Source organism: Marinobacter sp. 3-2, from assembly GCF_003751355.1.
GTDB lineage: Bacteria > Pseudomonadota > Gammaproteobacteria > Pseudomonadales > Oleiphilaceae > Marinobacter > Marinobacter adhaerens.
On record NZ_RJUQ01000011.1, the window covers coordinates 350,831 to 374,351 of the forward strand.

Annotated in this window: 27 protein-coding genes; 2 read left to right on the top strand and 25 right to left on the bottom strand. The window is 58.4% G+C overall.

The genetic code is table 11. The features are described 5' to 3' along the window. Positions 1–148 precede the first annotated feature (148 nt). The 24 genes from flhB to EDB94_RS03515 all read right to left on the bottom strand — a co-directional run bounded on the left by flhB (position 149) and on the right by EDB94_RS03515 (position 21,954). On the bottom strand, positions 149–1,285 hold the full coding sequence (gene flhB, locus EDB94_RS03405; protein ID WP_062782263.1) for a flagellar biosynthesis protein FlhB: 1,137 nt from the start codon (positions 1,283–1,285) through the stop codon (positions 149–151). Positions 1,286–1,291: 6 nt separating this feature from the next. Next, complete coding sequence (fliR, locus tag EDB94_RS03410) at positions 1,292–2,077, bottom strand: flagellar biosynthetic protein FliR (RefSeq protein WP_014577623.1); 786 nt, start codon at positions 2,075–2,077, stop codon at positions 1,292–1,294. A 3-nt stretch (positions 2,078–2,080) separates the two neighbouring features. After that, the gene (gene fliQ, locus EDB94_RS03415; protein ID WP_008173075.1) at positions 2,081–2,350 is read right to left on the bottom strand and encodes a flagellar biosynthesis protein FliQ; all 270 of its coding nucleotides are present in this window, start codon (positions 2,348–2,350) and stop codon (positions 2,081–2,083) included. 8 nt (positions 2,351–2,358) lie between these two features. Next, complete coding sequence (gene fliP, locus EDB94_RS03420) at positions 2,359–3,135, bottom strand: flagellar type III secretion system pore protein FliP (RefSeq protein WP_014577624.1); 777 nt, start codon at positions 3,133–3,135, stop codon at positions 2,359–2,361. A 4-nt stretch (positions 3,136–3,139) separates the two neighbouring features. After that, a complete protein-coding gene (gene fliO, locus EDB94_RS03425) occupies positions 3,140–3,589 on the bottom strand; it encodes a flagellar biosynthetic protein FliO (protein ID WP_014577625.1) in 450 nt (149 codons plus the stop codon). A gap of 1 nt (position 3,590) precedes the next feature. Beyond that, positions 3,591–4,082, bottom strand: a complete 492-nt coding sequence (fliN, locus tag EDB94_RS03430; protein ID WP_108017452.1) for a flagellar motor switch protein FliN — start codon at positions 4,080–4,082, stop codon at positions 3,591–3,593. Beyond that, entirely contained in the window at positions 4,075–5,073 is a 999-nt protein-coding gene (gene fliM, locus EDB94_RS03435; RefSeq protein ID WP_062782258.1) for a flagellar motor switch protein FliM, read from the bottom strand. Before fliM ends, fliN begins: the two co-directional genes overlap by 8 nt. A 36-nt stretch (positions 5,074–5,109) precedes the next feature. Further along, the gene (gene fliL, locus EDB94_RS03440) at positions 5,110–5,619 is read right to left on the bottom strand and encodes a flagellar basal body-associated protein FliL (protein ID WP_062782255.1); all 510 of its coding nucleotides are present in this window, start codon (positions 5,617–5,619) and stop codon (positions 5,110–5,112) included. A 165-nt stretch (positions 5,620–5,784) separates the two neighbouring features. After that, positions 5,785–6,975 (bottom strand): flagellar hook-length control protein FliK, encoded by a 1,191-nt coding sequence (locus EDB94_RS03445; RefSeq protein WP_108017453.1) that lies wholly within the window; start codon positions 6,973–6,975, stop codon positions 5,785–5,787. Between the two features lie 153 nt (positions 6,976–7,128). Then, positions 7,129–7,476 (bottom strand): Hpt domain-containing protein, encoded by a 348-nt coding sequence (locus EDB94_RS03450; protein WP_092033257.1) that lies wholly within the window; start codon positions 7,474–7,476, stop codon positions 7,129–7,131. Then, positions 7,469–9,226: a PP2C family protein-serine/threonine phosphatase gene (locus EDB94_RS03455; protein ID WP_108017454.1), complete on the bottom strand. Its 1,758-nt coding sequence runs from the start codon at positions 9,224–9,226 to the stop codon at positions 7,469–7,471. The genes EDB94_RS03450 and EDB94_RS03455 overlap by 8 nt, the downstream gene beginning before the upstream one ends. Before the next feature lie 24 nt (positions 9,227–9,250). Beyond that, positions 9,251–9,556, bottom strand: a complete 306-nt coding sequence (locus tag EDB94_RS03460; protein ID WP_014577632.1) for an STAS domain-containing protein — start codon at positions 9,554–9,556, stop codon at positions 9,251–9,253. A 122-nt stretch (positions 9,557–9,678) separates the two neighbouring features. Next, entirely contained in the window at positions 9,679–10,122 is a 444-nt protein-coding gene (gene fliJ / locus EDB94_RS03465; protein WP_062782244.1) for a flagellar export protein FliJ, read from the bottom strand. Next, positions 10,122–11,516: a flagellar protein export ATPase FliI gene (gene fliI / locus EDB94_RS03470; protein WP_014577634.1), complete on the bottom strand. Its 1,395-nt coding sequence runs from the start codon at positions 11,514–11,516 to the stop codon at positions 10,122–10,124. The genes fliJ and fliI overlap by 1 nt, the downstream gene beginning before the upstream one ends. Further along, positions 11,497–12,390: a flagellar assembly protein FliH gene (locus EDB94_RS03475; protein ID WP_108017455.1), complete on the bottom strand. Its 894-nt coding sequence runs from the start codon at positions 12,388–12,390 to the stop codon at positions 11,497–11,499. Before EDB94_RS03475 ends, fliI begins: the two co-directional genes overlap by 20 nt. Continuing rightward, a complete protein-coding gene (gene fliG / locus EDB94_RS03480; protein ID WP_008173060.1) occupies positions 12,390–13,433 on the bottom strand; it encodes a flagellar motor switch protein FliG in 1,044 nt (347 codons plus the stop codon). Before fliG ends, EDB94_RS03475 begins: the two co-directional genes overlap by 1 nt. Further along, positions 13,426–15,135, bottom strand: a complete 1,710-nt coding sequence (gene fliF, locus EDB94_RS03485) for a flagellar basal-body MS-ring/collar protein FliF (RefSeq protein WP_014577636.1) — start codon at positions 15,133–15,135, stop codon at positions 13,426–13,428. Before fliF ends, fliG begins: the two co-directional genes overlap by 8 nt. A 15-nt stretch (positions 15,136–15,150) precedes the next feature. Then, positions 15,151–15,519, bottom strand: a complete 369-nt coding sequence (fliE, locus tag EDB94_RS03490) for a flagellar hook-basal body complex protein FliE (RefSeq protein WP_008173058.1) — start codon at positions 15,517–15,519, stop codon at positions 15,151–15,153. Positions 15,520–15,770: 251 nt separating this feature from the next. Continuing rightward, the gene (locus tag EDB94_RS03495; protein ID WP_014577637.1) at positions 15,771–17,237 is read right to left on the bottom strand and encodes a sigma-54 dependent transcriptional regulator; all 1,467 of its coding nucleotides are present in this window, start codon (positions 17,235–17,237) and stop codon (positions 15,771–15,773) included. Between the two features lie 12 nt (positions 17,238–17,249). Continuing rightward, positions 17,250–18,488 (bottom strand): PAS domain-containing sensor histidine kinase, encoded by a 1,239-nt coding sequence (locus EDB94_RS03500; RefSeq protein ID WP_014577638.1) that lies wholly within the window; start codon positions 18,486–18,488, stop codon positions 17,250–17,252. 230 nt (positions 18,489–18,718) lie between these two features. Beyond that, positions 18,719–19,999 (bottom strand): sigma-54-dependent Fis family transcriptional regulator, encoded by a 1,281-nt coding sequence (locus EDB94_RS03505; RefSeq protein ID WP_260312530.1) that lies wholly within the window; start codon positions 19,997–19,999, stop codon positions 18,719–18,721. 44 nt (positions 20,000–20,043) lie between these two features. Further along, positions 20,044–20,169 (bottom strand): hypothetical protein, encoded by a 126-nt coding sequence (locus EDB94_RS21005; protein ID WP_260312503.1) that lies wholly within the window; start codon positions 20,167–20,169, stop codon positions 20,044–20,046. A gap of 70 nt (positions 20,170–20,239) precedes the next feature. Further along, complete coding sequence (locus tag EDB94_RS03510; RefSeq protein WP_108017456.1) at positions 20,240–20,578, bottom strand: SOS cell division inhibitor; 339 nt, start codon at positions 20,576–20,578, stop codon at positions 20,240–20,242. A 17-nt stretch (positions 20,579–20,595) separates the two neighbouring features. Further along, positions 20,596–21,954 carry a DUF1329 domain-containing protein gene (locus EDB94_RS03515; protein ID WP_108017457.1) on the bottom strand — a complete coding sequence of 453 codons (1,359 nt, stop codon included), beginning with the start codon at positions 21,952–21,954 and terminating at the stop codon, positions 20,596–20,598. A 224-nt stretch (positions 21,955–22,178) separates the two neighbouring features. Between EDB94_RS03515 and EDB94_RS03520 the strand changes: the two genes are divergently transcribed. Both EDB94_RS03520 and EDB94_RS03525 read left to right on the top strand, forming a co-directional pair. Beyond that, complete coding sequence (locus tag EDB94_RS03520) at positions 22,179–22,691, top strand: DUF6586 family protein (RefSeq protein WP_108017458.1); 513 nt, start codon at positions 22,179–22,181, stop codon at positions 22,689–22,691. A gap of 51 nt (positions 22,692–22,742) precedes the next feature. After that, entirely contained in the window at positions 22,743–23,003 is a 261-nt protein-coding gene (locus EDB94_RS03525; RefSeq protein ID WP_008177453.1) for a hypothetical protein, read from the top strand. Positions 23,004–23,007: 4 nt separating this feature from the next. Here the strand turns inward: EDB94_RS03525 and EDB94_RS03530 are convergent, their stop codons facing one another. Then, a complete protein-coding gene (locus tag EDB94_RS03530; protein ID WP_008177450.1) occupies positions 23,008–23,499 on the bottom strand; it encodes a cell division inhibitor SulA in 492 nt (163 codons plus the stop codon). Positions 23,500–23,521 lie beyond the last annotated feature (22 nt).

Genomic DNA, 23,521 nt, shown 5'->3' on the forward strand with positions numbered 1-23,521 from the left:
TGGCGGGTGGGCCTCCCAAAAATGTCGGCGGCCATGGATGGCCGACGCCAAGCGCACATGGATGTGCTCGTAGCGGTTTTTGGGAGGCCCACCCGACAACCCGCCAGCACCCAAACCCGCAGGCTACTTTCAGGAACCCAACTCCAAACTAAACGTCCCGCCGCAAATCCGACGGAATCGGGAACTCTGGCATACCGGGCTTGGGCCCGCGTCCCTTGCGGAACTGTCGGAGCTGGAACACATAGGCGAGCACTTGGGCAATGGCCATGTACAGGCCATCGGGAATCTCCTCGCCGATGTCGGTGTTGTGGTACACCGCCCGAGTCAGCGGCGGCGTTCTCAGGATCTCGACTTTGTTCTCACGGGCAATTTCCATGATCTTGAAGGCCACCTCATCGGCGCCCTTGGCCACCACTATCGGCGCGGCCATCGCCTTCTGATCGTATTTCAGGGCCACGGCGTAATGGGTCGGGTTAGTGATCACCACATCTGCCGTGGGCACATCCTGCATCATGCGGCGCTGGGCCATTTCACGCTGGAGTTGGCGGATCTTGCCTTTGACCTCGGGTTTGCCCTCGGTGTCCTTGTATTCGTCTTTCACCTCCTGCTTGGTCATGCGCAGTTTTTTCTGGTGATCGTAGATCTGGAAGGGTACGTCGATCGCCGCGATGATGATGGTGGCGCAGGAAAGCAGGAAAAAGCTCCAGGCGATGGTCCAGAGTACATGTTCCATGGCCGGGACCACCGGCTCCTCGGCAATGGCCAACAGGTCTTCCGTGCGCAGATCGAGGATCAGGATGGCCAAGGCCATTACCAGACCGACCTTGGCAATGGCCTTGACCAGTTCGATGAGGGAGCGCATTGAAAACATGCGCCCGAGGCCCTTGATGGGGTCCATGCGATTGAGTTTAGGGGCCACGGCTTTGCCGCTGATCAGCAGGCCGCCGATGCCGATGGAGCCGAAGATAGCGGCGATCAGCAGTAATACCAGAATGGGAGAGAGAGCCCAGGCCGCTTCCTTGGAGGATTCGATGAGCTGGACGCTCATGTGGCGCATGTCGAAGATGGCGGAGCGTTCGATAACGAAGCTATCGCGCATGATCGCCTCCAACGAGGCTCCCAGGCTGGCGCCGAACATCAGCATGCCGCCGGCGCCTGCCAGGAGGACAGCCATGGTGGCCAGCTCTTTTGAGCGCGCAGTCTGGCCCTCCTCCTTGGCTTTTTCGAGCCTTCGGGGGGTGGCCTCTTCCGTTTTTTCCTGACTGTTGTCGTCTTCTTCGGCCATAACTCTCTACGGCTGCCCCTGCAATCCCCGCATGAAATCAAACGTTTCCCGGGCGTACTGATCGAAGTGCGGCAGAAAATTGGCGTGCAGCACCCATATCGCAAACAATCCAAAAATCAGGCCAATCGGGAAACCCAACGCGAAGATGTTCATCTGGGGAGCGGCGCGCGTCATGACACCAAAGGAGATGTTGACGATCAGCACGGCGGTAACCGCCGGCAACGCCAGGAGCATGGCGGAGGCGAACATCCAGCTGATCCGGTGGGCCAATTCCCAGATTCCGGTCTGGCCGAGGCCTTCCATCCCGATGGGCAGGGTCCGGAAGCTCTCGATAAAGACTTCAAAGGCAACCAGGTGGCCGTTCATGGCCAGGAACAACAGGGTAATGGTGATGGTATAAATCTGGGAAAGTACGGGCACGTTCACACCGTTGGCCGGATCGACCATCGAGGCAAAGCCCAGCCCCATCTGCATGGCGATCATCTGACCGGCAATCACGAACAACTGCCAGAGTGCGGTCAGCGCAAAGCCCATGCCGACGCCGATGAGTATCTGCTGCAGGGTAATGACCACGGCATCGGCGCTCAGGGCTTCCACCTGAGGAACGGGCGGTATCATGGGCGCGATGAGTATGGTCATCAGCAACGCCAGCCCGAGACGGATCCGGGCCGGCACCAGCTGGGTACCGAAAATGGGGATCACCATCAGGAAGCTGGCCAGGCGGAACAGCGGCCAGAGGTGCTGGCCGACCCATTGGCCGATCACATCCGCGCTGATCTCCGCCGGTATCATCCGTCAGCCGATCAGGTAGGGTATGTTGCCGAACAACCGGTTGGCATGATCCAGCAGCTGCGTGAGCATCCAGGGGCCCCAGACGATGATGACGATCAACGTAACCAGCAGGCGCGGCAGGAAGCTCAGGGTCTGTTCGTTAATCTGGGTGGCAGCCTGGAAGGTACTGACCACAAGACCAATCACCAGCCCCGGGCCGATAATGATCGAGGCAAGAAGCACGATCATCCAAAGGGCTTCGCGCAGGATGTCGATAACGGTTTCCGGAGTCATGATGCCTCCTATATTCCGTAACTGGCGGCGAGTGTACCCATGATCAGGGCCCAGCCATCCACCAGAACAAAGAGCATGATCTTGAACGGCAGGGAGATGATGATCGGCGACAACATCATCATACCCATGGCCATGAGAACACTGGCCACCACCATGTCGATAATCAGGAACGGTATGAACAGGATAAACCCGATCTGGAACGCGGTCTTGAGTTCACTGGTCACGAATGCCGGCATCAGGATCCAGAAAGACACGTCTTGCGGCGTCTCGTACTGTGTATCGGAGATTCGCATGAACAATGCCAGATCGCTCTCACGGGTCTGTTCCAGCATGAATTTACGGAAGGGTTGGCTGGCCAGCTCGACCGCCTCCAGGGAGGTTACTTCCTCCTGCATGTAGGGTTGCAGCGCCACCCGGTTGGCCTCTTCCAGCACCGGTTTCATGATGAAGATGCTGAGAAACAGGGCCAGACCAAGAAGAATCTGGTTCGACGGTGTGGATTGCAGGCCAATCGCCTGGCGCAGGATCGCAAACACAACGATGATGCGGGTAAAAGACGTCATCATCATGAGCATGGCTGGCAGGAACGTCAGCGCTGTCATCAGCGCCAGGATCTGCAGGGTTACCGAGTATTCCTGAGCGCCCTCGCCTTCTCCGGGCGTCACAGTGAAGGCCGGTATACCGGGGATGCCGGAAGGCTCCTGAGCCAGCGCCAGTGGCGCCCAGACAAAGCCCGCCAAGACAATCAGGGATGGAAGCAGTCGCTTGATGGTTGCCGCAAGCATGGGGCTAGTCGTTCCTTGTCGGGGAAGTCCAGGATTTGCCGATCATGCCCTGCAGACGCCGGGCAAAATCACTGGAGCCGGCGCTGCCAGCCTCGACAACCGGCTCGTCAAACACATGCAGGGTCCGGATCGCCGATGGGGTAATACCCAACAGGATCTGCTGGCCGCCCACCTCAATTAGGGCGATACGCTCGCGAGCACCAATGGCCATCACCGACACCACCTTGATGGCGTTGTTGTTCATGCCGGTCATGCCATTCATACGGCGGATAATCCAGGCGCAGCCATAGATCACGGCAATCACTGCCACCAGCCCCAACCCCAGGCTGACAATGGTGCCAACGGTATCCGGGGCACGCACGGGTGAATCAGGGGCAACCGTCTTGGCAGTTTCCTGGGCAAAGGCCGGGTTGATCAGCAGCAGCGCCAGTACCGCAATGGATTTGGACCACATTTTACTTCTGCAACCGCTTGATACGTTCGCCCGGGCTGATCACATCGGTGAGACGGATGCCGAACTTTTCATTCACCATGACCACCTCGCCATGGGCGATCAGGGTACCGTTTACCAGCACGTCCAGCGGTTCGCCCGCAAGCCTGTCCAGTTCGATAACCGAGCCCTGGTTCAGTTGCAGCAGGTTCCGTATCGGGATCTGGGTGTTGCCCACTTCCATGGAAATGGTGACCGGTATATCGAGAATGACGTCGATATCCGGAGCAGGACCACCACCCATGGAGGGTTCGCTTCCGGTCTCGAATTCCTCCATGGGCGCAGCCTGAACATTGTCTTCGGCCTCTCCGTTCTCGCCGGCCTCTGCCATCGCAGCGGCCCACTCGTCCTCGCGTTCGCCCTCATCACCGGACTCTTCCATGGCGGCTTCCCACTCGGCAGCCAGCTTTTCGTCTTCGCTGAGCTCCTGCTCGTCTTTCTTGTCGTCGTCAGCCATTGCGTCCCACCTTCAATTGTTTCTTTACCTTGGGCACGGATGCCCGTTCATGAATTCTCAGTGCCAGTTTTCCGTCCCGAGTCCCCAGCGTTGCCTTGTAGATCGGGATGCCATTGGCCGTAACTGTCAGGTGTTCGGGAATCTCCACCGGGATAATGTCGCCGGCTTTCATCTTCGCGATGTCCCGCAACGATATCCGTCGGCGACAGACCGTTGTGTTGATCGGTACGTTCACCTCTTTGATGTCTTCCTGAAGCGCGTTGACCCAGCGCTCGTCGACATCGTCGATGTCGCTCTGTACCCCGGCGTCGAGCACATCGCGGATGGGTTCGATCATGGAATACGGCAAGGCAAAGTGCAGTTCACCGCCGCCACCGTCGAGTTCAATGTGGAAGGTGCTGACCACAACCACTTCACTGGGACTAACGATGTTGGCCATGGCCGGGTTCACTTCCGAGCTCAGATACTCGAAATCCACCTTGAGTACCGCATGCCAGGCTTCCTTCATATCGTGGAACACCTGATCCAGCACCATCTGGACGATCCGGGTCTCGGTGGGGGTAAATTCTCGGCCCTCGATCTTGGCATGACGGCCCTCACCGCCAAAGAAATTGTCCACCAGCTTGAACACCAGCTTGGCATCCAGGACGAACAGGGAGGTGCCACGAAGCGGGCGAACCTTACACAGGTTGAGACTGGTGGGCACGTAGAGGGTGTGAATATACTCGCCGAACTTCATGATCTGGACGCCGCCGGTGGAGACATCGGCGTTGCGACGCATCAGGTTGAACAGGCTGATGCGGGTGTAACGGGCAAAGCGCTCGTTGATCATCTCCAGGGTCGGCATCCGGCCCCGGACAATACGGTCCTGACTGGCGAGGTCATAGGACTTTATACCGGTGTCATCGGTCTCTTCGTAGGTATCAATGTCACCGTCGTCCACCCCGTGGAGGAGCGCATCGATTTCGTCCTGTGACAACAAGTCCTGCATACTTAGTCCTGCCCCTGAAGTACCGTGGCCCGTGCGCTATTGCACGACAAAATTTCTGAATAACACCCGCTTGATGGCGGGCTCGCCTTCCTGCTCCAGCACCTGATTCACCGTGGTCAGCATCCGCTCGGCCAGGCCACTCCGGCCCTCGGGCGTTTGCAGCTCGTTGAAGTTACTGCTACCGAGCACTGTCACCAGCTGGCTTCGAATCAGAGGCATGTGCAGCTTGGCAGCTTCAAGCGCCTGTGGATCGGTGGACTCCAGCGCCAGATAAGCCTGGGCGTAGCGTTGGCGGCCCTCAGCCTGAACCGTGGTAACAATGGCTTTTTCGATCAGGTAGTAGCTGCTGGGAATAAAGGTTTCCTCTGCAACCTCGGTTGCGTCACCCTCTTCCTCACCCATGCCCGGAAGACCGCCGCCCAGGAACCACAGGGTACCCACCACAGACAGCACAATGGCCAGGATCACCACCACAACCAGCATGATGATCAGCTTCAGTTTTCCCTTCTTGGCAGGAGCCGCTTCAGATTCGTTATTTTCAGCCATAATGTTCGCTTTGCCAGAAATCCGTCACGGGGAGCAATTTTCCGCGACTTTTCAGGATTGGATGCAAAGGGCGGGCCAGAACACCCAACCTTCCCGTTCAGAACAGCAGTTTAGCGTTGCCGGGAAGGATGGGCAAAGGAGATTGGAAGAGAATATCGAAGGGTATCAGGCGAAGATGTCTACTTCGCCTTTCCAGCTGAGATCAAGGCTGCCGGTGCTGATGCCTTCATCGTCCTGATCGCCAGCGACCAGCGATGCCGAACCGTTACCGGAGCCATCATCGTTTCCGGTGCCCTGCTCGCCGGTCTGCTGGCGAGGCGAATCGGAAACATCGAAGCCTGCCAACGACAGTCCCTGCTCACCCAGCATATCCCTGAGCCGGTGGGAATGCAGTTCAAGCTGGTCACGGACCACGGGATTGGCCGAATGGACCGTAATACTCGCCTGTTCGTTCTGCACCCGGACCTTGACCTCCATGGGGCCCATGTCCGGTGGTGTCAGGTGGATTTCGGCAACCGACATGTTGCGGGCCGTCAGCCAGCTGAGCTTGCCCACCAGTTTGTCGCCCCACTCTGCATGGCCTACCGGCACATCAATGGACGTAGCATAACCTCGCAATGGCGCAGCATTCTCGGCCGTCAGTTTTGCTGCCGCATTGGCATTATTCGCCGCTTGCTGGGACACCAGATCCATGGCGGACTGGAAGCGGCCAGAATTGATCAACGAGCCGGAATCCGCATTGCGGCCGGAGTCGGTGAGCACTGAGGCCTTCATGACATCTGTCAGTGTCGCATCGCCGGAAACACCGCCGGATCCGGACTGAGCTTTCTGACCCGAGGCCCCTGTGAGAAGGCCACTGAACAATCCGGCAACGGAATTCGTCTGGCCCGAACCCCCGGTGGCAGCGTTGACGCCGACTCCCGGCATTGTGGCTGACATGGCGGACTCACCGGCACCTCCGGCTTTTGGATTCAGCCAGGACTGCAACTCGACAAAGGTAAGGGGAAGCGCCGTCGGCTCTGATTTGCCATCACCGGCAACAGCGGCCTCGCCCGCGTCCCGTGATTCAGCATCCGTGGCAGCGTCGGCTTTTTCGCCACCCTTTGGATCAGCGTTCGCGTTTGCTTCCGTTTTCGTCTCTGAAGAAGTGTCCCGGGCCGCCCGGGATTCATCGGCAGATCTGGCCTCGGCGTTCCGATCCGCCTTCTGGCGATCGAGCCGCTTTTTCTCAGCCTGGGAGACAGAGTCAAAATCGCTTTTCCTGTCAGCCGGATCCCGGCTGGTTCCGGATTTTGACGGGCCGGGATCTTGTTGCGTCCCGGGCGCGGGGGTTTGGGGAAGAACCATCTGGGCCATGGCAACCTCTTGCCGCTTTTATCGCATTGTCGCCCTCACCTTGCCGGACCTGGCCGGTGCATGGGCGGTTAATCCACTCAATGCGAAGGACGAAGCAATTGTGATGCCAGCGCACACCTGCTTCGCCTGACAAAAGGCCTGAATCGACGTAATTCACCCCACCATCAAGCCATCCAGGCCTGCGATTACCTGTTCGAATTCCCGGGCGATGTCATCCACTAATCCCGAGGCATCGTCCAGCCGGGACTCCTTTCCTGCGATTTCCGCCTTCAGGCAGAGTTCGCCAAGCCTTGGGGCGCCAATATTGATACAACTGCCCTTGAAGCTATGGGCCGTCTTGGCAAAGGCGTCACTATCGTCAGCCCTCAGGGCTTCTTGCAATCCCCGAATCCTGTCGCGGGAATCTGCAACATAGGTCTGTATCAGCACTTCGAATTCGTCCTCCATGACGTCTCGAAGCTCAGCCAGTGCCTCCTCGTCCAGGTGTGGTTTATCAGTCATCTCGATTCTCCGCTGTACGGGCGAACTGCCAATCGTAGACAATTTCAACATGATTGCCCTGTTCATGAAACCTGATGGTCTCCGCCAGACGTTTCAACAGCAACAGGCCCCGCCCTGCATAGCGCCCGCTTATGGTTGGGGAATTACCGGGGGCCACGCTGGGATGATTGTTAAAATCAAACCCCTGGCCGCTGTCCTCACAGATAACACGAAGCCGACCTCCATCCGGTTTCAGGGAATGGTGCAGTGTGAACCGGATGTAGTGACCCTCCACGTTGGCCAGGCGCCGATTGCGCTCCGCGTAGTAGCGGCCAAAGCCCTCCGGTGAGTGTTTCCATTCTGACGGAAGTTCCAGAACACCGTGCTCCAGCGCGTTGTTGTAGAGTTCCGCCAGCAGGGTATAGATTTCGCCGCTCTTCCGTCGAAGCCCCGGCACCTCCATGCAGATGTGGAGCAACAGGGGCAGGGGACTGAACTCGCCGAGGGTCCTTTCCCGGATTTCATAGCTGCAGCGCCATTCCGCCGGCCCGGCAAGAGCAGATGGTGCGGCACGATCTGGCAGGGTAGCCAGCCCCGCCTCGTCCATCATTTCCAGACAGCAGAGCGTCAGGTCATCGCCATCCTCAAAGTTGCCGGTGAACCGGTGAACCGCGGACATCATGGCATCGAACGGATGGTCGCCACCGTCCAGCCGGTCAAGCGTGCCGTTAACGCCCTGCTCACCGAATACGTTGCCGGCGCTGTCGGCAGATTCCAGAAAGCCGTCGGTCATCATCAGCACCCTGTCGCCAGGGGCGGCACCAACCCTCTCGAAATCGGCATTGAACTGATCCGGCGCAAGGATACCGAGGGGAAGATGCCGCGATGGCAATGCCTGGAGTTCTCCGGTGGTCCGGATCAGCCAGCCATCGGGCAGACCGCCGTTCCAGACTTGCAACTGATTAAGTTTGAAATCCGCCTCGATCATGGCGCCACAGCAGAACATGCCCGTGGGCAGAATCCGTTTGAGTTTCTGGTTGATCTCGCGCAATACGTCCTGGCCGTTAAAACCCTTATTGGCCATGCCGTAGAAGATCTCGGCTACAGGCATGGCGCCGATGGCAGCCGGCAGACCATGGCCGGTGAAATCCCCCATGAAGATCAACATCCCGCCCGCCGGCCGCGGCGAGGCAAACAACACATCACCATTGAAAATGGACTGGGGCGAGGCGTGATAACGAATATTGGAGGCATCCAGGCAGCCGGAATGAGCCACGTTATCGAAGACCCGCTTGGCGATTTCCTGCTCTTCGGTAAGTTGTCGGTTGCGCTCACGAATGAGATCCCGCTGATCCGAGAGGGTCCGGTGCATCAATCGCATTCGGTTGAAGGCCTTGATCTTGGCTTCAATGATGATCCGGTTATAGGGCTTTCCCAGGAAGTCATCGCCACCGGCCTCCAGGCATCGGGCCAGAGCACCGGCTTCAGAGAGGGAGGTCAGGAAAATCAGGGGGACCAGCCGTTCACCTGCCAGGAGCTTGATCTGACGGGCCGCTTCCATGCCATCCATGACCGGCATCAGGGCATCCAGCAGCACCAGATCCGGCGCCTCCCGCTGGAAAACAGAGACCGCGTCCAGCCCGTTTGCCACATCAAGGACTTCGTGTCCCAGTCGCTTCAGCAGTGTTTTGAGGATCAGGCGATCGCTGTCCGAATCGTCAGCGATCAATATTCTCAGGGGACGGCTATGTTCTGCAACGGAATCATCCATGAGTACTCCGGCAGTCCGCGAGCATCAGCGGATATTGAAAAGTTGCTCGAAATTGGAGATTGAAAGGATACGACGGACATCGTTATTGCAGTTTTCGATGACGATTCCTGCGCTGTCACCTCCGGCATAATCACGGAGCAACAACAGCATTCCCAGCGCCGAGCTATCCAGGTAGGTGGTGTCAGACAGATCCACAATGTAATTCCGGATGTTCGGATCACCGTGCTCGTAGGCATCACGGAACGCCTGATGGGTGCTGAAGTCGAAACGCCCCTCTATCCTGATAACAAGAGTCTGACCGTCATCATCGCGGCGCGTCTGGATCGGCATTCCAAAACCTCCCGGGCTATCAAGAGCAGCATTTGACCGGCGTGTTCTACCAGCCCTACATCCGGTAAGGATAGCTGAGTGGTCTGATTTTGCATCTGTATTTGCTTGATGCGGAGCAAGATTCAGCGTCGACGTTGGTTAAAAGCCCGCCCCGCGGCCTCATCCGAAAGCTTCTGTTCCCGGAGATCCTGCTCCCTCTGCTCTTGCTGGCGGCAGGTTTCTATGTATTTTTCCATGCCACGCCGGCGCTCCCAGGCGTGCTGCCATTCCTTTTTGCGCGCCTCGAAGACCTTTTCCGCCTGCTCCAGCTGCGCCTGTTGCTGCCGGATTACCTGATCCAGTTGCGCAATAAAGGCCTGCCACGCCTGGAGCCTGGACACCTGCACAATCCCCTGCTGGCTGTTGCGAATCTGATCCCGGTACTCCTGCTGGTAGCGATTCAGGTTCTGGACCTGTTCGCGCTGCTGCTCCGCCAGCTTCCTGGCCTCTCCCATTCGCTCCAGGGCTTCCTGCTCCTTGCGCTCCTCCAGGGAAAGAACCACTTCCAGACGCCGGGAACGCAGCATCAGGCATCACCTCCGCCGCCAGCTGCCGGGTTCGGCACGGCCGACTTACGCCGATCGGGGGATCGACGCTCTGGCACCACCGCCAGCAACTGGTCAACACTTTCCTTCAGTGGTGCACTCTCATTCAGGCCCTGCTGCAGGAACTGGCGCATATTACCGATGTGAGTGATGGCAAAATCGGTCTCGGGATCGGAACCCTTCACGTAAGCGCCGACAGAGATCAGATCCCGGGCCTGCTGGTACCGTGAGTACACCTGCTTGAATCGCTGGGCCCTGGAAAAATGTTCGGTCTCGGTTACCTGCGGCATTACCCGGCTGATCGACGCTTCCACATCAATGGCGGGGTAGTGTCCCTCTTCGGCAAGCCGGCGGGAGAGTACGATGTGGCCATCCAGAATCGCCCGGGCAGCGTCTGCAATCGGATCCTGCTGGTCATCGCCTTCGGTAAGTACGGTGTAGAACGCCGTGATAGAACCACCTCCGGGGCGACCATTGCCGGTTCGCTCCACCAACTGGGGCAGTTTGGCAAATACCGAGGGCGGGTAGCCTTTGGTCGCCGGCGGCTCACCCACGGCCAGCGCAATTTCCCGCTGGGCCTGGGCGTAACGGGTCAGGGAATCCATCAACAGGAGCACGCGTTTGCCCTGATCCCGGTAATACTCGGCAATCCGGGTGGTCAGCATGGCGGCGCGCAACCGCATCAGTGGCGAATCGTCCGCGGGCGCGGCCACCACCACCGAGCGGGAAAGGCCCTCTTCGCCCAGGATGTCTTCGATAAACTCCTTTACCTCGCGGCCCCGCTCACCAATCAGGCCCACCACGGTGATGTCGGCATCGGTAAAGCGGGTCATCATGCCCAGCAACATACTCTTGCCCACGCCACTGCCGGCAAACAGACCCAGGCGCTGCCCCTGGCCGACGGTCATCAACGCATTGATCGCCCTAATACCCACATCCATCGACTGCCGCACCGGGGCGCGGTTCAGCGGGTTGATAATATCCCCGGTGAGCGCCACGCGGGCTTCGGCCTGCAAGGGGCCTTTTCCGTCCAGGGGCTCGCCACTGCCATCGACCACCCGGCCAAGCAGCTGGGGGCCAACCGGCACCCGGCTTGCGGCAGACAGAGGCACAACCCTGGCACCGGGCTTGAGCCCCTCGATTGCTGTCAGGGGCATCAGATACACCCGGTCGTCCTCAAAGCCCACCACTTCCGCCTCAACATTACCGGTGTTCTGGCCAAAAATGACACAGCGGTCACCGACCACCATGGGGCAGCCGACACATTCGAGGGTAAGGCCCACCATGCGGGTCAGTCGGCCGGAAAGTTCAGGCTCGGGCTCGTTTCCCAGAAACCCCTGAAAGCGGTTGAGGCGATCAGCGAGGCTCGAGGTCATCACCGTCACCTGTATTTTGCGCCGGCTTCGGATCGTCTGAGGAATCCCCGGTCTCCGGGGAATCCAGCACGTCCCGATGGAAACCGGTCAAGTCTTCCATCATGGAGTCCAGTTCCTCGGTTTCTCCGCCCTCACTGTCGCTCATCTGCTGGTCCAGCATGCTCTGCACGGCCCGCTGGAAACGTTTCTCAACCGTGAAATCTACCAGGCTGTGACGGGTTTCCACCTTACAGCCACCGGGCAGAATACTGGCGTCTTCAATGACGGAAGCGGACGCTTCGAGGCGGGCGGTCACCTCGCGAACCATTTCACAGTCTTCCGGGTTTATATGGATGCGGATGTTTTCCGCGGTGGAGGGTAGCGCCTCCATGGCGCGGCGAACCACGTGACGGATCTGAGAGGAGTCGATGGTCAGTTCACGATAGACCACCGCCCGGGCCAGAACCGTGGTCAGGTTGACCAGAGAGGTTTCAAGTTCGTCCTCGTGGCGCTTGATCGGCAGCAGCAACTCACCGAGCAGATGTTCGAGACGGTCAAGCTTGGTCTCGATTTCCTTGCGGGTATCGTCGTAGCCCTGACTTTTGCCTTGCTCCCTGCCCTCTGCCAGGCCGGTTTCCAGCCCATCCTGGTGGCCTTCCTCTTTGCCGGCCTTCAGGCCATCCTGGTAACCCTGTTCCCGGCCCTCATTATAGCCGTCTTCCCGGGCCGCCTCGCGAATCTCGTCAATGTCGGCGGCGGTGAGGGGTTTGACCTCGCGCTCCTCTTCCCGCGCTACTTCATTGCCACGGGCATCCAGCAGGGGCAGCTCCCACCGTTCATAGGCGGTCAGCTGTTCCTTGGGAATGCGATTGACGTCACGGGTGGAATCTTTCATCACATCATTTCTTCGCCGGCACCGCCGAGGGAGATTTCACCGGCCTCGGCCATACGGCGTGCAATGGTGATAATGTCTTTCTGGGCGGATTCAACTTCGCTGACCTTGACTGGCCCCTTGGCCTCAAGATCATCCTGCAGCAATTCCGCAGCGCGTTTGGACATGTTCTTGAAGATCTTGTTCTGAACCTCCTCGTCGGCGCCCTTGAGGGCCACCACCAGCACTTCCGAGGACACTTCCCGCAACAGCGCCTGGATTCCGCGGTCGTCCACTTCCTTGAGGTTATCGAACACGAACATCAGGTCTTCGATGGTACTGGCAAGGTCCGGATCCATATCCTTTATGGAATCCATCAGATTGCCTTCGATGCTCCGATCCATGAAGTTCATGATGTCCGCTGCCCGCTTGACCCCGCCAATGCGGCTGGTCTGGGAGGCGGCGCCACCCGAGAACTGCTTCTCCAGGATATCGTTGAGTTCCTGCAAGGCCTGGGGCTGGATACTCTCCAGTGACGCAACACGCATCATCACATCAAGGCGGACCTTCTCATCCAGGGTGCCAAGAATTTCAGCGGCCTGATCCGGATCCAGGTAGGAAATAACAATGGCCTGGATTTGCGGGTGTTCGTAGCGAATGATGTCGCCAACGGCCCGGGGCTCCATCCACTTGAGAGTATCGAGGCCGGTGGTATTGCCGCCAATCAGGATGCGATCGATCAGGCTGGATGCCTTGTCGTCGCCGAGCGCCTGGGTGAGCATCGTCCGGATGTACTCGTCATTGCCTACGCCAAGCCCGGTCTGCCCGCCTACGGCATCAACAAACTGGTTCATCACGTAGGTCACTTCGTCCTTGCTGACATCCTTCATCTGGGCCATGGCCACGCCCACACGCTGGACCTCTTTGGGGCCCATATGCTTGAGGATTTCTGCGGCATCCGCTTCGCCCAGTGACATGAGCAGAATCGCAGCCTGCTCCACACGCGGAATTTTCCGCTGCGGCTTTGATGGCTCACCGCCACCCTGTTGATTGGCTTGCTCAGTCATCGACGTTCACCCACTGGCGCATTACCTGTGCGACCCGCGCCGGGTCTTCGGCAATCAGCCCTTTCAATGCGTTCAGCTGCCTATCATAACCGTCTGTGGCACCCGGCAAAAGCAGATCATCCTGGGCGGACATGGCCTTGCGGAGCTCATCTCCACCCTCGATGTCATCAAGGCCCCCGTAACCACCGCCACTGCCGGAGCCGGAATCCAGGCCGCGTTCCCGCTGGCCACCGCCGGACAGGCTTTTAAGCGTTGGGCGCAGCAGCCCCAGCACGAGCACCAGAATCACCAGGCCTGCGAGCACTTGCTTCATCAGATCCCAGAACCAGGGCTGTTCCCAGAACGCCGGAGCCTCGAATTCAACGGATTCTTCCTGCGCAAATGCGGTATTCATCACCGTAACACTGTCACCCCGGGCAGCTGAATAGCCCACGGCGTCCCGAACCAGCATGCTGAGCCGCTGCAGCTCCTGCTCCGGCCAGGGCTCGTAGCTGACTTCGCCCGTTTGTGGATCCACTACTTTCATGTCGTCCACCGCCAGAGCCACGGTCACCCGCTTGACTCTGCCCAGCTCCTGACGTCGGTAGCTGACAGTACGGTCCATTTCATAATTCCGCGTGGATTCACTTCGCACGTTGACCGGTGCTGGCGCCGCCTGCTCACCATCACCGCCGGCAGCCTGCTCCGGCACCGTAGCATTAGCCGGCGGCTGGTTTGCCAGCGCACCGGGAATGCCGCCCTGTGCGCCGGCAGTGCGCCGTTCGGTCAGCTCACGCTCACTGCGCACCGCCTGCTGTTCGGGGTTGAACAATTCCTCTGCCTGCTCCACCGAGGAGAAATCGAGATCCGCCGACACTTCGGCACGATAGCGGCCATCACCCACGATGGGTCCGATGAGAGAGGCAACCCGACGTGTCAGACGCTCCTCGACTTTGGCGGTGTATTCGTATTGGTCCGCCATCTGATCCGCACCGCTCTGACTTTGCTTGCCCGTCAACAGATTGCCGTTTTGATCGACAACGGTTACGTGTTCCTTGCTCATCATGGGAACACTGCCGGCAACCAGATTCACAATAGCGTTGATCTGTTCCTGTTCCGGCCGGCGACCAGCGAAAACTTCAAGAAACACCGAGGCAGAGGGATCACGGGCATCGCGAACAAAGACAGAGCGCTCCGGGATAGCCAGGTGCACACGGGCATTCCGAACGCCACGCATGCTGGCAACGGTGCGGGCAAGCTCACCCTCAAGCCCGCGCCGGTATGAGATGGTTTCCATAAACTGCGACGTGCCGAGACCACGTTCCTGGTCCAGCAGTTCGTAGCCCATGGTTTGACGATCGGTGACACCTTCGGCCGCCAGCTTCAAGCGGGCGTTGTAGACCTGATCCGAGGGAACCAGCAATGCGCCGGTACGCGGATCCATCTTGTAGTCGATACCGTTGCTTTCGAGGATGGTGGTCACATCCTGGGGATTGTAGGATGAAAGATCACCCACCACCGGCTGATAGTTCGGCTCCTGAGCCCAGAGCACGACCGCCAGCCCCAGCGCCACGCTGGCGGCAAGCCCCACCATAAGCCCGATCTGGCGCAACAGGTTGAGCCGGTTGAACCCCATGAACAGGTCGCTACGGCTCTCTGGCGCGTCTCCCTCCCGGGCTGCGGGCATGTTGGAGGCATTGGTTTCTGCAGGTACGCTGGCCATGACTCTGCTCCGTTATCAGATCGGCATGTTCATAATGTCTTCGTAGGCCCGAACCACCCGGTTACGTACCTGGGTCAGCGCTTCGAAGGAGACAGAGGATTTCTGGGCGGCAATCATCACACGGGTGATGTCTACGTTCGGATCGCCCATGTCGTAGGCGGTTCGCAGATCCCCAGCCGTTTTCTGGAGGTCGTTGACGTTGTTCACCGCGTTGCTAAGCATGTCATTGAAGCTGGGCGTCTCCTGGGTTTCCTGAACCTGGCGAGGGCCGTCTATGCGACCACGAACCGATTGATCCTGCTCGACCCGCTGGTTCTGCATCATCTGTGAACGCAGGGACCTTATATCGGACAAAACACTGTTGATGTCGGCACGCTGAACCATAACTCTCTCCTGGCTCCGCCCTCCCAGGGACGGAATTGCTCTTGGGATAATCTCAACTCCGGTGAAGCAATTGGCAGGCCAAGTAGTTTTTAGATATAAATATCAGAAGGTTACGAACACAAGGACGGAGTCGTGAAAGTTCCATGACGGACTTTTGACGACGGGCAGCGTGCCCCCACCGGCATGGGGAATCGAAGATAAAAAAACGGCACCCCGAGGGGTGCCAATGAAGGAGTTCGTCTTGCAGGGGGTCAGACCAAGGCCATTTCGGCGTCCAGATCGATTCCGGCGTCGCGCATCTGGGCCAGCTTGTACCTGAGCGTGCGGGGGCTGATCCCCAATTGCTCTGCGGCCCTGTTGCGACGCCCACGCTCTTTCCGGAGTGTCTGAATAATAATACGGAATTCCTGCTGCCTCAGATCATCGCCCAGCGAAACCGCGCCCTCCGGCTCGTCACTGCGCAAATGAGAAGGTTCGTCTAGGGGGGAAAAGCCAGAGTCTGAAATATCCGGCTCGCCCGCTGCTGTGTTAGCAACGGTTTCGGTCATCGAAACCGGCGCCGCGCTGCGAAGGTCCGGCCGGCCGGTGATGCCCAGCTCCAGACACAGATCGCCAGAGTGAATGACATTTCCCTGGTGCAGCACCAGCGCTCGCTGGATGGCATTGTCCAGCTCCCGCACATTCCCCGGCCATTGATGATTCATAAGCGCACTTTTTGCGTCCTGGGCAAAGGTAATCCCGGTCAGCTTCATTTTGCGGCAATGCTTTTTAAGCAGCGAAGTAGCCAGTGGCATGATATCCAGCGGCCGCTCCCGGAGGGGCTGCCAGTGCATCGGGAACACTGTCAGACGGTAATAGAGGTCTTCCCGGAACTTGCCTTCGCGAACATAATCCGCCAGATCCCGGTTGGTGGTCGCTACAACACGGACATCCAGGCTGATGGTCTTGCGACCACCAACCCGCTCCACTTCTCGCTCCTGCAATACCCGCAAGAGCTTGGACTGAAGCCCGAGATCCATCTCCGAAATCTCGTCCAGCAGAATGGTGCCGCCGTTGGCCTGCTCGAATTTGCCGGGCGAGGAGGCGACGGCACCGGTAAAGGCACCTTTTTCGTGACCGAACAGGATAGCCTCCAGCATGTTTTCCGGTATTGCAGCACAGTTGATCGCCACGAATGGCTGCTCTGACCGCGGGGACTGCTGGTGAATAAACCGGGCAAGGACTTCCTTGCCAGTTCCGCTTTCCCCCGAGATCATGACGGTGGAATCGCTGCCGGCCACTTTGGTCGCCAGCTGGAACATCCGCTTGCTGATCGGGTCTTCTGCCACCGGTTCATCACTGGCTTTCTCACGCCCGCCGCCAACAACCTTGCTGACGGCATCCACCAGGAAACGCGGTTCGAATGGCTTCACCAGATAATCGATAGCACCGGCCTGCATGGCGGATACCGCATCGCTGATCTGGCCATAGGCCGTGATCAGCATCATCGGCAGGCCCGGGTACAGCCGCTGCACCTCTGCCAGAAGCTGGTGCCCTGACAGACCCGGCATGTTGACATCACTGACCACCATATCCACCGGAGCCTCGGCCAGTCGCTCAAGGGCTTCGCTGGCATTGCATGCTTCCCGAACCCGGAATTTTGCCAGTTCAAGGGTGGTTACCAGCGCTTCACGCAGGTCATGGTCGTCCTCAACAATCAGAATCTGGGCCTTGGCCATGGTTGCCTCCGATCAGTGTCTGTTACGTAATTGCGGCAAACGCAGGGTGGCTACAGCACCGCCCTGCTCCGGCGATTCAATGGAAAACCGTCCCTGATGCGCCTTGATAACGGCCTGTACCACTGCAAGGCCGAGACCCGTGCCATGGGACTTGGTTGTATAAAAAGCTTCGGTCAGCCGGGCAGCGTCTGAGGGTTCAAAACCAGGGCCGTTGTCCACAACCCGGATGACCAGTTCCCCGGTTTCCTCGGTTACCCGAACCGCCACATGGCGAGCGCCGGCCTCCAGGCTGTTATTCACCAGATTGGTACAGGCACCAACAAGGGCATCCCGATTACACATCAGCCGGCAGTCGCTGGAGATTTTGTTCTCGAGATTCACTGTCGCGCCCGGAGCCGGCTTCAGCCCCTCGACTGCCGATGCCAGTGCAGAGACCAGTTTGTCGGCAGATAACTCCTCGGCCAGCCGGGTTTCGCCCCGGGCGAAAATGAGCATATCCCGCACCTGCTGTTCCAGGTGGGTCAGGCGCGACATCAGGCGGGAAGCGCAGCGCTGGCGCATTTCTTCGTCCAGATCCTCCTGGCTCAGATGGCCACCGTAAAGAATGGCCGCGGACAGCGGAGTACGGATCTGGTGAGCGAGAGACGCAACCATCTTGCCCATGGCAGACAGACGCTGGGCGTGAGCCAGCTGCGCCTGAAGGTGCCGGGTTTCGGTGAGGTCTGTCAGCAGAATCAACTGGCCGGGCTGGTTTTCCATGGTCCGGATCTCAATGCTGACCCTGCGACCATCCTTCAGAGACACTTCGTGACCATCGTCCCGCCGGGGCGCAAAACAGCGATGGATGACATCAACCCAGCGGGCACCGTCGAGGGGCTCCCCCAGAAGGGCAATGGCTGCCGGGTTGGTCTGCGTTACCACGCCTTGGCTATCCAGAACGACAACGCCGGCAGGCAGTGCGTTCAGCAAGGTGGACAGACGATCTGCCAGCTGCTCTTTTTCTTCAAGCTCCTGCTGACGCTGGAGCGATTCCTGGTTCAGCTCGCCGGAAAGCTGGTTGACCCGGGATTCGAGGGTCCGGTAGGAGTCAGTGATCTGCCGCGACATCCGGTTGAACAATTCCAGGGCGGTATCCACCGCCTCATCGTCCTGTTCCGGAAACAAGGCGGTAACCTTGTCATTGACGTCCGCCGCAGCGTTGGTCTTTGTACCGCCCGCGCCGGACTGAAGAACAAATTGTGCCTGACTCATAACCTGACTCCCCGATCGGCCCGTCGGTTCGGGCCTCATAGTTCGGATACTTCGTTTGCAGGTTGTTAAGCCAGCACCGTGCCAACTTGTTTTTTTCTATATATTTCAGGAGGAAAGAGAATTCAGAAAGAGAGTGATGCCAATTTTACGTCGGTCAGAAACGGGAACGGCGCCTCAGGTTACGAACCTTTGACGCCGCTTCAGTAGCTTTAGAATCCGGACGATCCGGCTCAGGACTCCTCGGATTCCTCTTCCCTCAGCCCGTACTTGCGAACCTTCTCTACCAGAGTAGTGCGTCGGATCCGCAGCTTCTCGGCAGCCCTGGCCACAACACCGCCGGCCTCGTCGAGCGCCTGCTGGATCAACTGTTTCTCGAGGTTGGAGAGGTAATCCTTTAGGTCGATACCGTTCACCGGCAGCAATGCCGGGGCATCCAGGCCCACCAGGCCAGGAATACCGGAAGGCATACCGGTGTCCTCCACCGGGCGATTCTCATCATAGTCGTCAACGTAGCGGAACTTCTTGGGCAGCTCCTGCACGCCGATTACACCGTAGGGATGCATGATCGACAGGCGTTCAACAAGATTCGCCAGCTCGCGCACATTGCCCGGCCAGTCGTGCCTGCACAGACTCATGATGGCCGCGGAATTCATCCGCAGCGATCCACGCTTCTCTTTTTCCATCCGCGAAATGAGTTCATTAATCAGAAGGGGAATGTCTTCCACCCGGTCACGCAGGGCCGGCATCTCGATGGGGAACACATTCAGGCGATAATAGAGGTCTTCCCTGAAATCCCCGGATTCAATCATGTCTTCCAGGTGCTTATGGGTGGCGGCGATTACCCGCACATCTGCAGACTGGGTGCGATTGCTTCCCACCCGCTCGAAAGTGCGCTCCTGCAGAACCCGGAGAATCTTGACCTGCATGTTGAGCGGCATGTCTCCGATCTCATCGAGAAACAGAGTGCCCCCCTCGGCCATCTCGAAGCGCCCTACCCGGGCCGTGATGGCTCCGGTAAAGGCCCCTTTTTCATGGCCGAACAGCTCGCTTTCCAGCAGCTCCGCCGGAATGGCGCCACAGTTCACCGGAACAAATGGTTTATCACGACGGGAAGAATGGTAATGCAGGTTGCGGGCGACCACCTCCTTGCCGGTACCGGACTCACCGGTAATGAGAACGCTGACGTCCTTATCCGCCACCTGCTCCATCAGCTGGCGTACCTGCTGGACTTTTCGGCTGGTTCCCACAAGACTCCGGAAGAGCTGCAAACCGCGCTGCTGGCCACGCTCCCGGGAGCGGGTGAACTGATCCCGATAGATCTGGGCCCGGTAGAGCGAATCAACGAACTTGGTGTAATTGAGCGGCCATTCCATGCGAGCAATGATGCGACCGCTGGTCTCATCGGACAGCCCCTTGAGCTCAGGGTGACCAACAACCAGAAACGGTACGCCCTGAACGGCATCACAGACAGCGGTGATCGCCTCGGTGGCTCCTGCATCCTCGCCATTCACCACCGCGACCGCGATATCTGAAAGGCTTTCCTCATCACCACTGCTCAAAAGTGCCCTGGCTTCTCTCCGGCAAGGACCTGCTCCTCGCCAATGAACTCAAGAATGGTGACTATGTCCCGCAATCTTGAATCATCCTCGCTCAGCACCAGCACTTTGTTATTTTTAGACATTCAACCGAATCTCTTGGGGGATTTGTGCGGTATTTAAGACTGTAAGAACCCCAGAGTCAATTTTATGACGCTATTTTGGTCGGTTCGAAGAAACGTTCTGGTAGGCCTTCGCCGCACTCCGGTTCCTGTTTACACCCTTCAGGCCATCCTCCGCCTCCTTGCGGGCCATTCGGGCCGATTCATCGGCGGCGTCAATAAACTGCTGTAGTTCCTGCAAGCGGAGCCTCACCGGCTCCGCATCAACCTCTCCCGCTTCCAGGGCAGCCATCAGCGGCTCGACTGCCGGCTTCACCTGCTCGTTCAGCCCCGCCATCGCGTCCCAGTCCTTTTCGGCCAGGGCGCGACCGAGATCCGCCATCAGTCGATCCAGGTGGTCCAGGTGGTCCAGGTGGGCTTGCGGGTCTGCCATGTCAGTCTCCTTGGAAATCAGCGGCGAGCGGCACGACGGGCGGCGGAGGCAGTAAATTCGTTGCCACGGAACCCCGGGGCGAAATCGTACGCCGGGAATCCATTATCCAGCCCATCAACGTAGTAACGCTCCGCCTTCAGGTCGTAAGTCATTTCCATGGTAGTCCAGAATACCGGCTCACTGTAATAGCTGATGTTGTGAGCTTCCGACACACGCCACAGATTCCCCTCTGCATCGTATTCCTCGGACGCGAGGATCTGCCAGCTGTCTTCATCCACGTAAAACACGCGGCGATCATAAATGTGGCTGATACCGGTACGGCGTTTCGCTTCGACGACCCAAACCCGATGCAGTTCGTAGCGGGTAAGCTGCTGATTGATATGGCCCGGACGAATCACGTCGTCGGCTTCGATTTCTGGCCCGTGAAGCTTGTAGGCATTGTAGGGCACGAACAGCTCGCGCTTGCCTTTCAGCTCCCAGTCGTATTGGTTAGGCGCACCGTTGTACATGTCTTTCTGGTCGACTGACCGCAGCGAGGATGAATTCGGCAGGTCGGTTTCGTAGGCCAGGTTGGGCGACCGGCGAAGACGACGGGAACCGGAATCGTACCGCCACGCAAGACGCGGCGACCGCACCTGGTCAAGCGTTTCATGCACCAGCGTGATGGTGCCGGCCAGTGACGACGGTGAGACAGTGTCCGTCTTCAGGTAAAAAATCTTGTTATCGATTTCCGCCAGCTCCGCGCCCCTCTGGCTGTATGCGAAGAAGTAGTCGTAATCATTGACCACCGGGTTGTAGGAGCCATCCCTCTGGGGCGTTGCAGAGGCACTACGCAGGGAAATTTCTTCGCCCCGATAGCGCAGGATATGGTTCCAGATAACCTCCAGACCATTTTTTGGAATCGGGAAGGGACTGGTCATGATGGTGTCGCGAACGCCGTTACCATTGTCCAGCAACTGCGCTGTCAGCGCGTTCTCACGAAATTTGTCGTAGACGTGCTCGGGAAACGCGGCAGTCCGTCGGGTCTGGTAAACCGGCATGAAGAAGTCGGGCCCATACTTCTCCAGCATGGCAATGTGACCGTCTGAAAGCTTGTCCCTGTATAGCTCCAGGTTGTTGGAGGTAATAACGAAAAGAGCCTCATCTTCGGGAAACGGGTTAATTTCCACTTGCCCCTCACGCCAGCCGTCCGGCGGCGTGGCCAAACCTCCGGTCCATTCGGGTATGCTGCCTGAGCGGTTGCCCGCCTTTTCGGCTCCGACCGGGGTCAGTTCACCACCCAGCCGCTCGGCCTCGGCGGCCGTGACCTTGGACAGGGCCTGTCCAGAAAACCCGAGAAAAGCCAGTGCGACACCTGCAACGAGTTGGCTTCGCATCCCTTACACCTCCAGAAATTCATGCTGTTGGGTAGCCGCCACGAGCAGAACTCGCACAGCCGGGCGCCTTTTTGCCAAATTCAAACGGTCGTTTCAAGTGAATGTTTGTGTTTTATTGTGAAACCTCACCGCAGAGAGAATGGAAGAAATTTGATAGCGAAAATGATATGATGACGGATCAATTTTTCGGGGTTACACCCGCGCTGGGGGATTGAAGGTATTCCATGGCCTCGCAATGGCACTCACTGGTTTCTCAAAAGCTCTTTCTCGCCCGCACGCTGCTTCAGCCACTCGACCGGCCCACAGACGAGGCTCAGGAACAACGTCCCAACGAGGCGGAACAGGCCCTGCGCCGGGAAGCCGCTATTCAGGGGGCGATCGAGCTGCTTCTGCGGTCTCGAAAACTGTTGCTGGTCATGGTTGCGAGGCTATACCAGAGAAAATCAGAGGAACCTTCAACCCTTGATGAGCTGGTCGCTCTTATCGGGCCAGAACCGAGTGAAGTTGGCCGCCTGAAGGAGCTGGAACAGCGATCCGGGAGTTGGTGGAACCATATGGAGCAACTCGAGCGCGCCCAAAGCAGACCCCCGGCGACCAAAAAAACCGTGAGCGAGGAAAACATTATTGCGGTATCGGCCGATTCCGGACCGGATCGATCGTCGGCTGCTTTGATGAAAACGCTGACCGCCGTCAAACATTTTGCCGACGATCTGGAAGAGCAGCACAGCGAGTGGTAAGCCACTCCCAGCTCCGGTTATTCAAATCGTATTAACTTGAAGGTTTATTGAATGTCACCATCGTTTTTTGAAATCGTGCAATTGACCAATGGCGATTACGCCCTGCGCCGCATTGATGATGACAGTGCGCCACTGGTAAAAATCTCTTTTTCGGAAGAAGCCCGGGAAATGATGGAAGATCGGGATATGTCGGTTGCCAAAGCCATGATTGCAGCTGGCATTGAGGCTGTAGGCAATGTTGCCCACGATATCGACTGGGAAGATGACGAACTGGACGCCTCAGACGCCCAGCCCTCCTACACCCTGCATTGATCGGTTAACGCTGCCTGAGAACGACCCCGTGGCTATTGCCCTCGGCCGAGGCTCTTTGCAGGGATTCGAAGGCAGTTCGCCCCAGTTTACGGGTCCACATGACCACAGCGTGACAGGTGCCGGCACTGAGGGCTCGCTCTGCCAGGTCCTGGGCAGGATAGTCCGGTGTTGAACGCAGCACCAGCAATTCGCCGGCGACAATCCCGTGCATTTTTTGCCACTTGCTAACCAGCGCCTGGGGCGGGTCGATCCAGGCCAGCCAGCGCTTCTCCTGATTCAGCTGTGTCAGCATTGGCAACAGCAGCTGGAAATTTTCTACCTGGCCTTCCGGCAGAATGATCTCCGTCACATTGCCACAGACTTTGGGTTCGGTGGTTTCCGGAGCGCGTCGGGCGCGAATGACGGAACGTCGCTCGCGGGCGGCGGTTGCCGACACTGAACAGGACAGAGCATTGGGGTTGTAGGCCAGATTCTGATTAAAGCTCATTTGTTCCATAATTCACCCGTTATTCAAACTA

What these genes read in the sequence shown, in the direction of transcription:
- EDB94_RS03525 (WP_008177453.1), top strand. Translation starts at nt 22,743, where the DNA reads ATGTCACCATCGTTTTTTGAAATCGTGCAATTGACCAATGGCGATTAC.
- EDB94_RS03460 (WP_014577632.1), bottom strand. Translation starts at nt 9,556, where the DNA reads ATGCCGATCCAGACGCGCCGCGATGATGACGGTCAGACTCTTGTTATC.
- EDB94_RS03510 (WP_108017456.1), bottom strand. Translation starts at nt 20,578, where the DNA reads ATGGCAGACCCGCAAGCCCACCTGGACCACCTGGACCACCTGGATCGA.
- EDB94_RS03450 (WP_092033257.1), bottom strand. Translation starts at nt 7,476, where the DNA reads ATGACTGATAAACCACACCTGGACGAGGAGGCACTGGCTGAGCTTCGA.
- fliF (WP_014577636.1), bottom strand. Translation starts at nt 15,135, where the DNA reads ATGGCCAGCGTACCTGCAGAAACCAATGCCTCCAACATGCCCGCAGCC.
- fliO (WP_014577625.1), bottom strand. Translation starts at nt 3,589, where the DNA reads ATGTGGTCCAAATCCATTGCGGTACTGGCGCTGCTGCTGATCAACCCG.
- fliN (WP_108017452.1), bottom strand. Translation starts at nt 4,082, where the DNA reads ATGGCTGACGACGACAAGAAAGACGAGCAGGAGCTCAGCGAAGACGAA.
- fliJ (WP_062782244.1), bottom strand. Translation starts at nt 10,122, where the DNA reads ATGCTGCGTTCCCGGCGTCTGGAAGTGGTTCTTTCCCTGGAGGAGCGC.
- EDB94_RS03445 (WP_108017453.1), bottom strand. Translation starts at nt 6,975, where the DNA reads ATGGCCCAGATGGTTCTTCCCCAAACCCCCGCGCCCGGGACGCAACAA.
- fliQ (WP_008173075.1), bottom strand. Translation starts at nt 2,350, where the DNA reads ATGACTCCGGAAACCGTTATCGACATCCTGCGCGAAGCCCTTTGGATG.
- fliM (WP_062782258.1), bottom strand. Translation starts at nt 5,073, where the DNA reads ATGCAGGACTTGTTGTCACAGGACGAAATCGATGCGCTCCTCCACGGG.
- EDB94_RS03530 (WP_008177450.1), bottom strand. Translation starts at nt 23,499, where the DNA reads ATGGAACAAATGAGCTTTAATCAGAATCTGGCCTACAACCCCAATGCT.
- fliR (WP_014577623.1), bottom strand. Translation starts at nt 2,077, where the DNA reads ATGATACCGGCGGAGATCAGCGCGGATGTGATCGGCCAATGGGTCGGC.
- EDB94_RS03455 (WP_108017454.1), bottom strand. Translation starts at nt 9,226, where the DNA reads ATGGATGATTCCGTTGCAGAACATAGCCGTCCCCTGAGAATATTGATC.
- EDB94_RS21005 (WP_260312503.1), bottom strand. Translation starts at nt 20,169, where the DNA reads ATGTCTAAAAATAACAAAGTGCTGGTGCTGAGCGAGGATGATTCAAGA.
- fliE (WP_008173058.1), bottom strand. Translation starts at nt 15,519, where the DNA reads ATGGTTCAGCGTGCCGACATCAACAGTGTTTTGTCCGATATAAGGTCC.
- fliG (WP_008173060.1), bottom strand. Translation starts at nt 13,433, where the DNA reads ATGACTGAGCAAGCCAATCAACAGGGTGGCGGTGAGCCATCAAAGCCG.
- EDB94_RS03520 (WP_108017458.1), top strand. Translation starts at nt 22,179, where the DNA reads ATGGCCTCGCAATGGCACTCACTGGTTTCTCAAAAGCTCTTTCTCGCC.
- EDB94_RS03515 (WP_108017457.1), bottom strand. Translation starts at nt 21,954, where the DNA reads ATGCGAAGCCAACTCGTTGCAGGTGTCGCACTGGCTTTTCTCGGGTTT.
- EDB94_RS03500 (WP_014577638.1), bottom strand. Translation starts at nt 18,488, where the DNA reads ATGAGTCAGGCACAATTTGTTCTTCAGTCCGGCGCGGGCGGTACAAAG.
- flhB (WP_062782263.1), bottom strand. Translation starts at nt 1,285, where the DNA reads ATGGCCGAAGAAGACGACAACAGTCAGGAAAAAACGGAAGAGGCCACC.
- fliL (WP_062782255.1), bottom strand. Translation starts at nt 5,619, where the DNA reads ATGGCTGAAAATAACGAATCTGAAGCGGCTCCTGCCAAGAAGGGAAAA.
- fliP (WP_014577624.1), bottom strand. Translation starts at nt 3,135, where the DNA reads ATGCTTGCGGCAACCATCAAGCGACTGCTTCCATCCCTGATTGTCTTG.
- fliI (WP_014577634.1), bottom strand. Translation starts at nt 11,516, where the DNA reads ATGACCTCGAGCCTCGCTGATCGCCTCAACCGCTTTCAGGGGTTTCTG.
- EDB94_RS03495 (WP_014577637.1), bottom strand. Translation starts at nt 17,237, where the DNA reads ATGGCCAAGGCCCAGATTCTGATTGTTGAGGACGACCATGACCTGCGT.
- EDB94_RS03475 (WP_108017455.1), bottom strand. Translation starts at nt 12,390, where the DNA reads ATGAAAGATTCCACCCGTGACGTCAATCGCATTCCCAAGGAACAGCTG.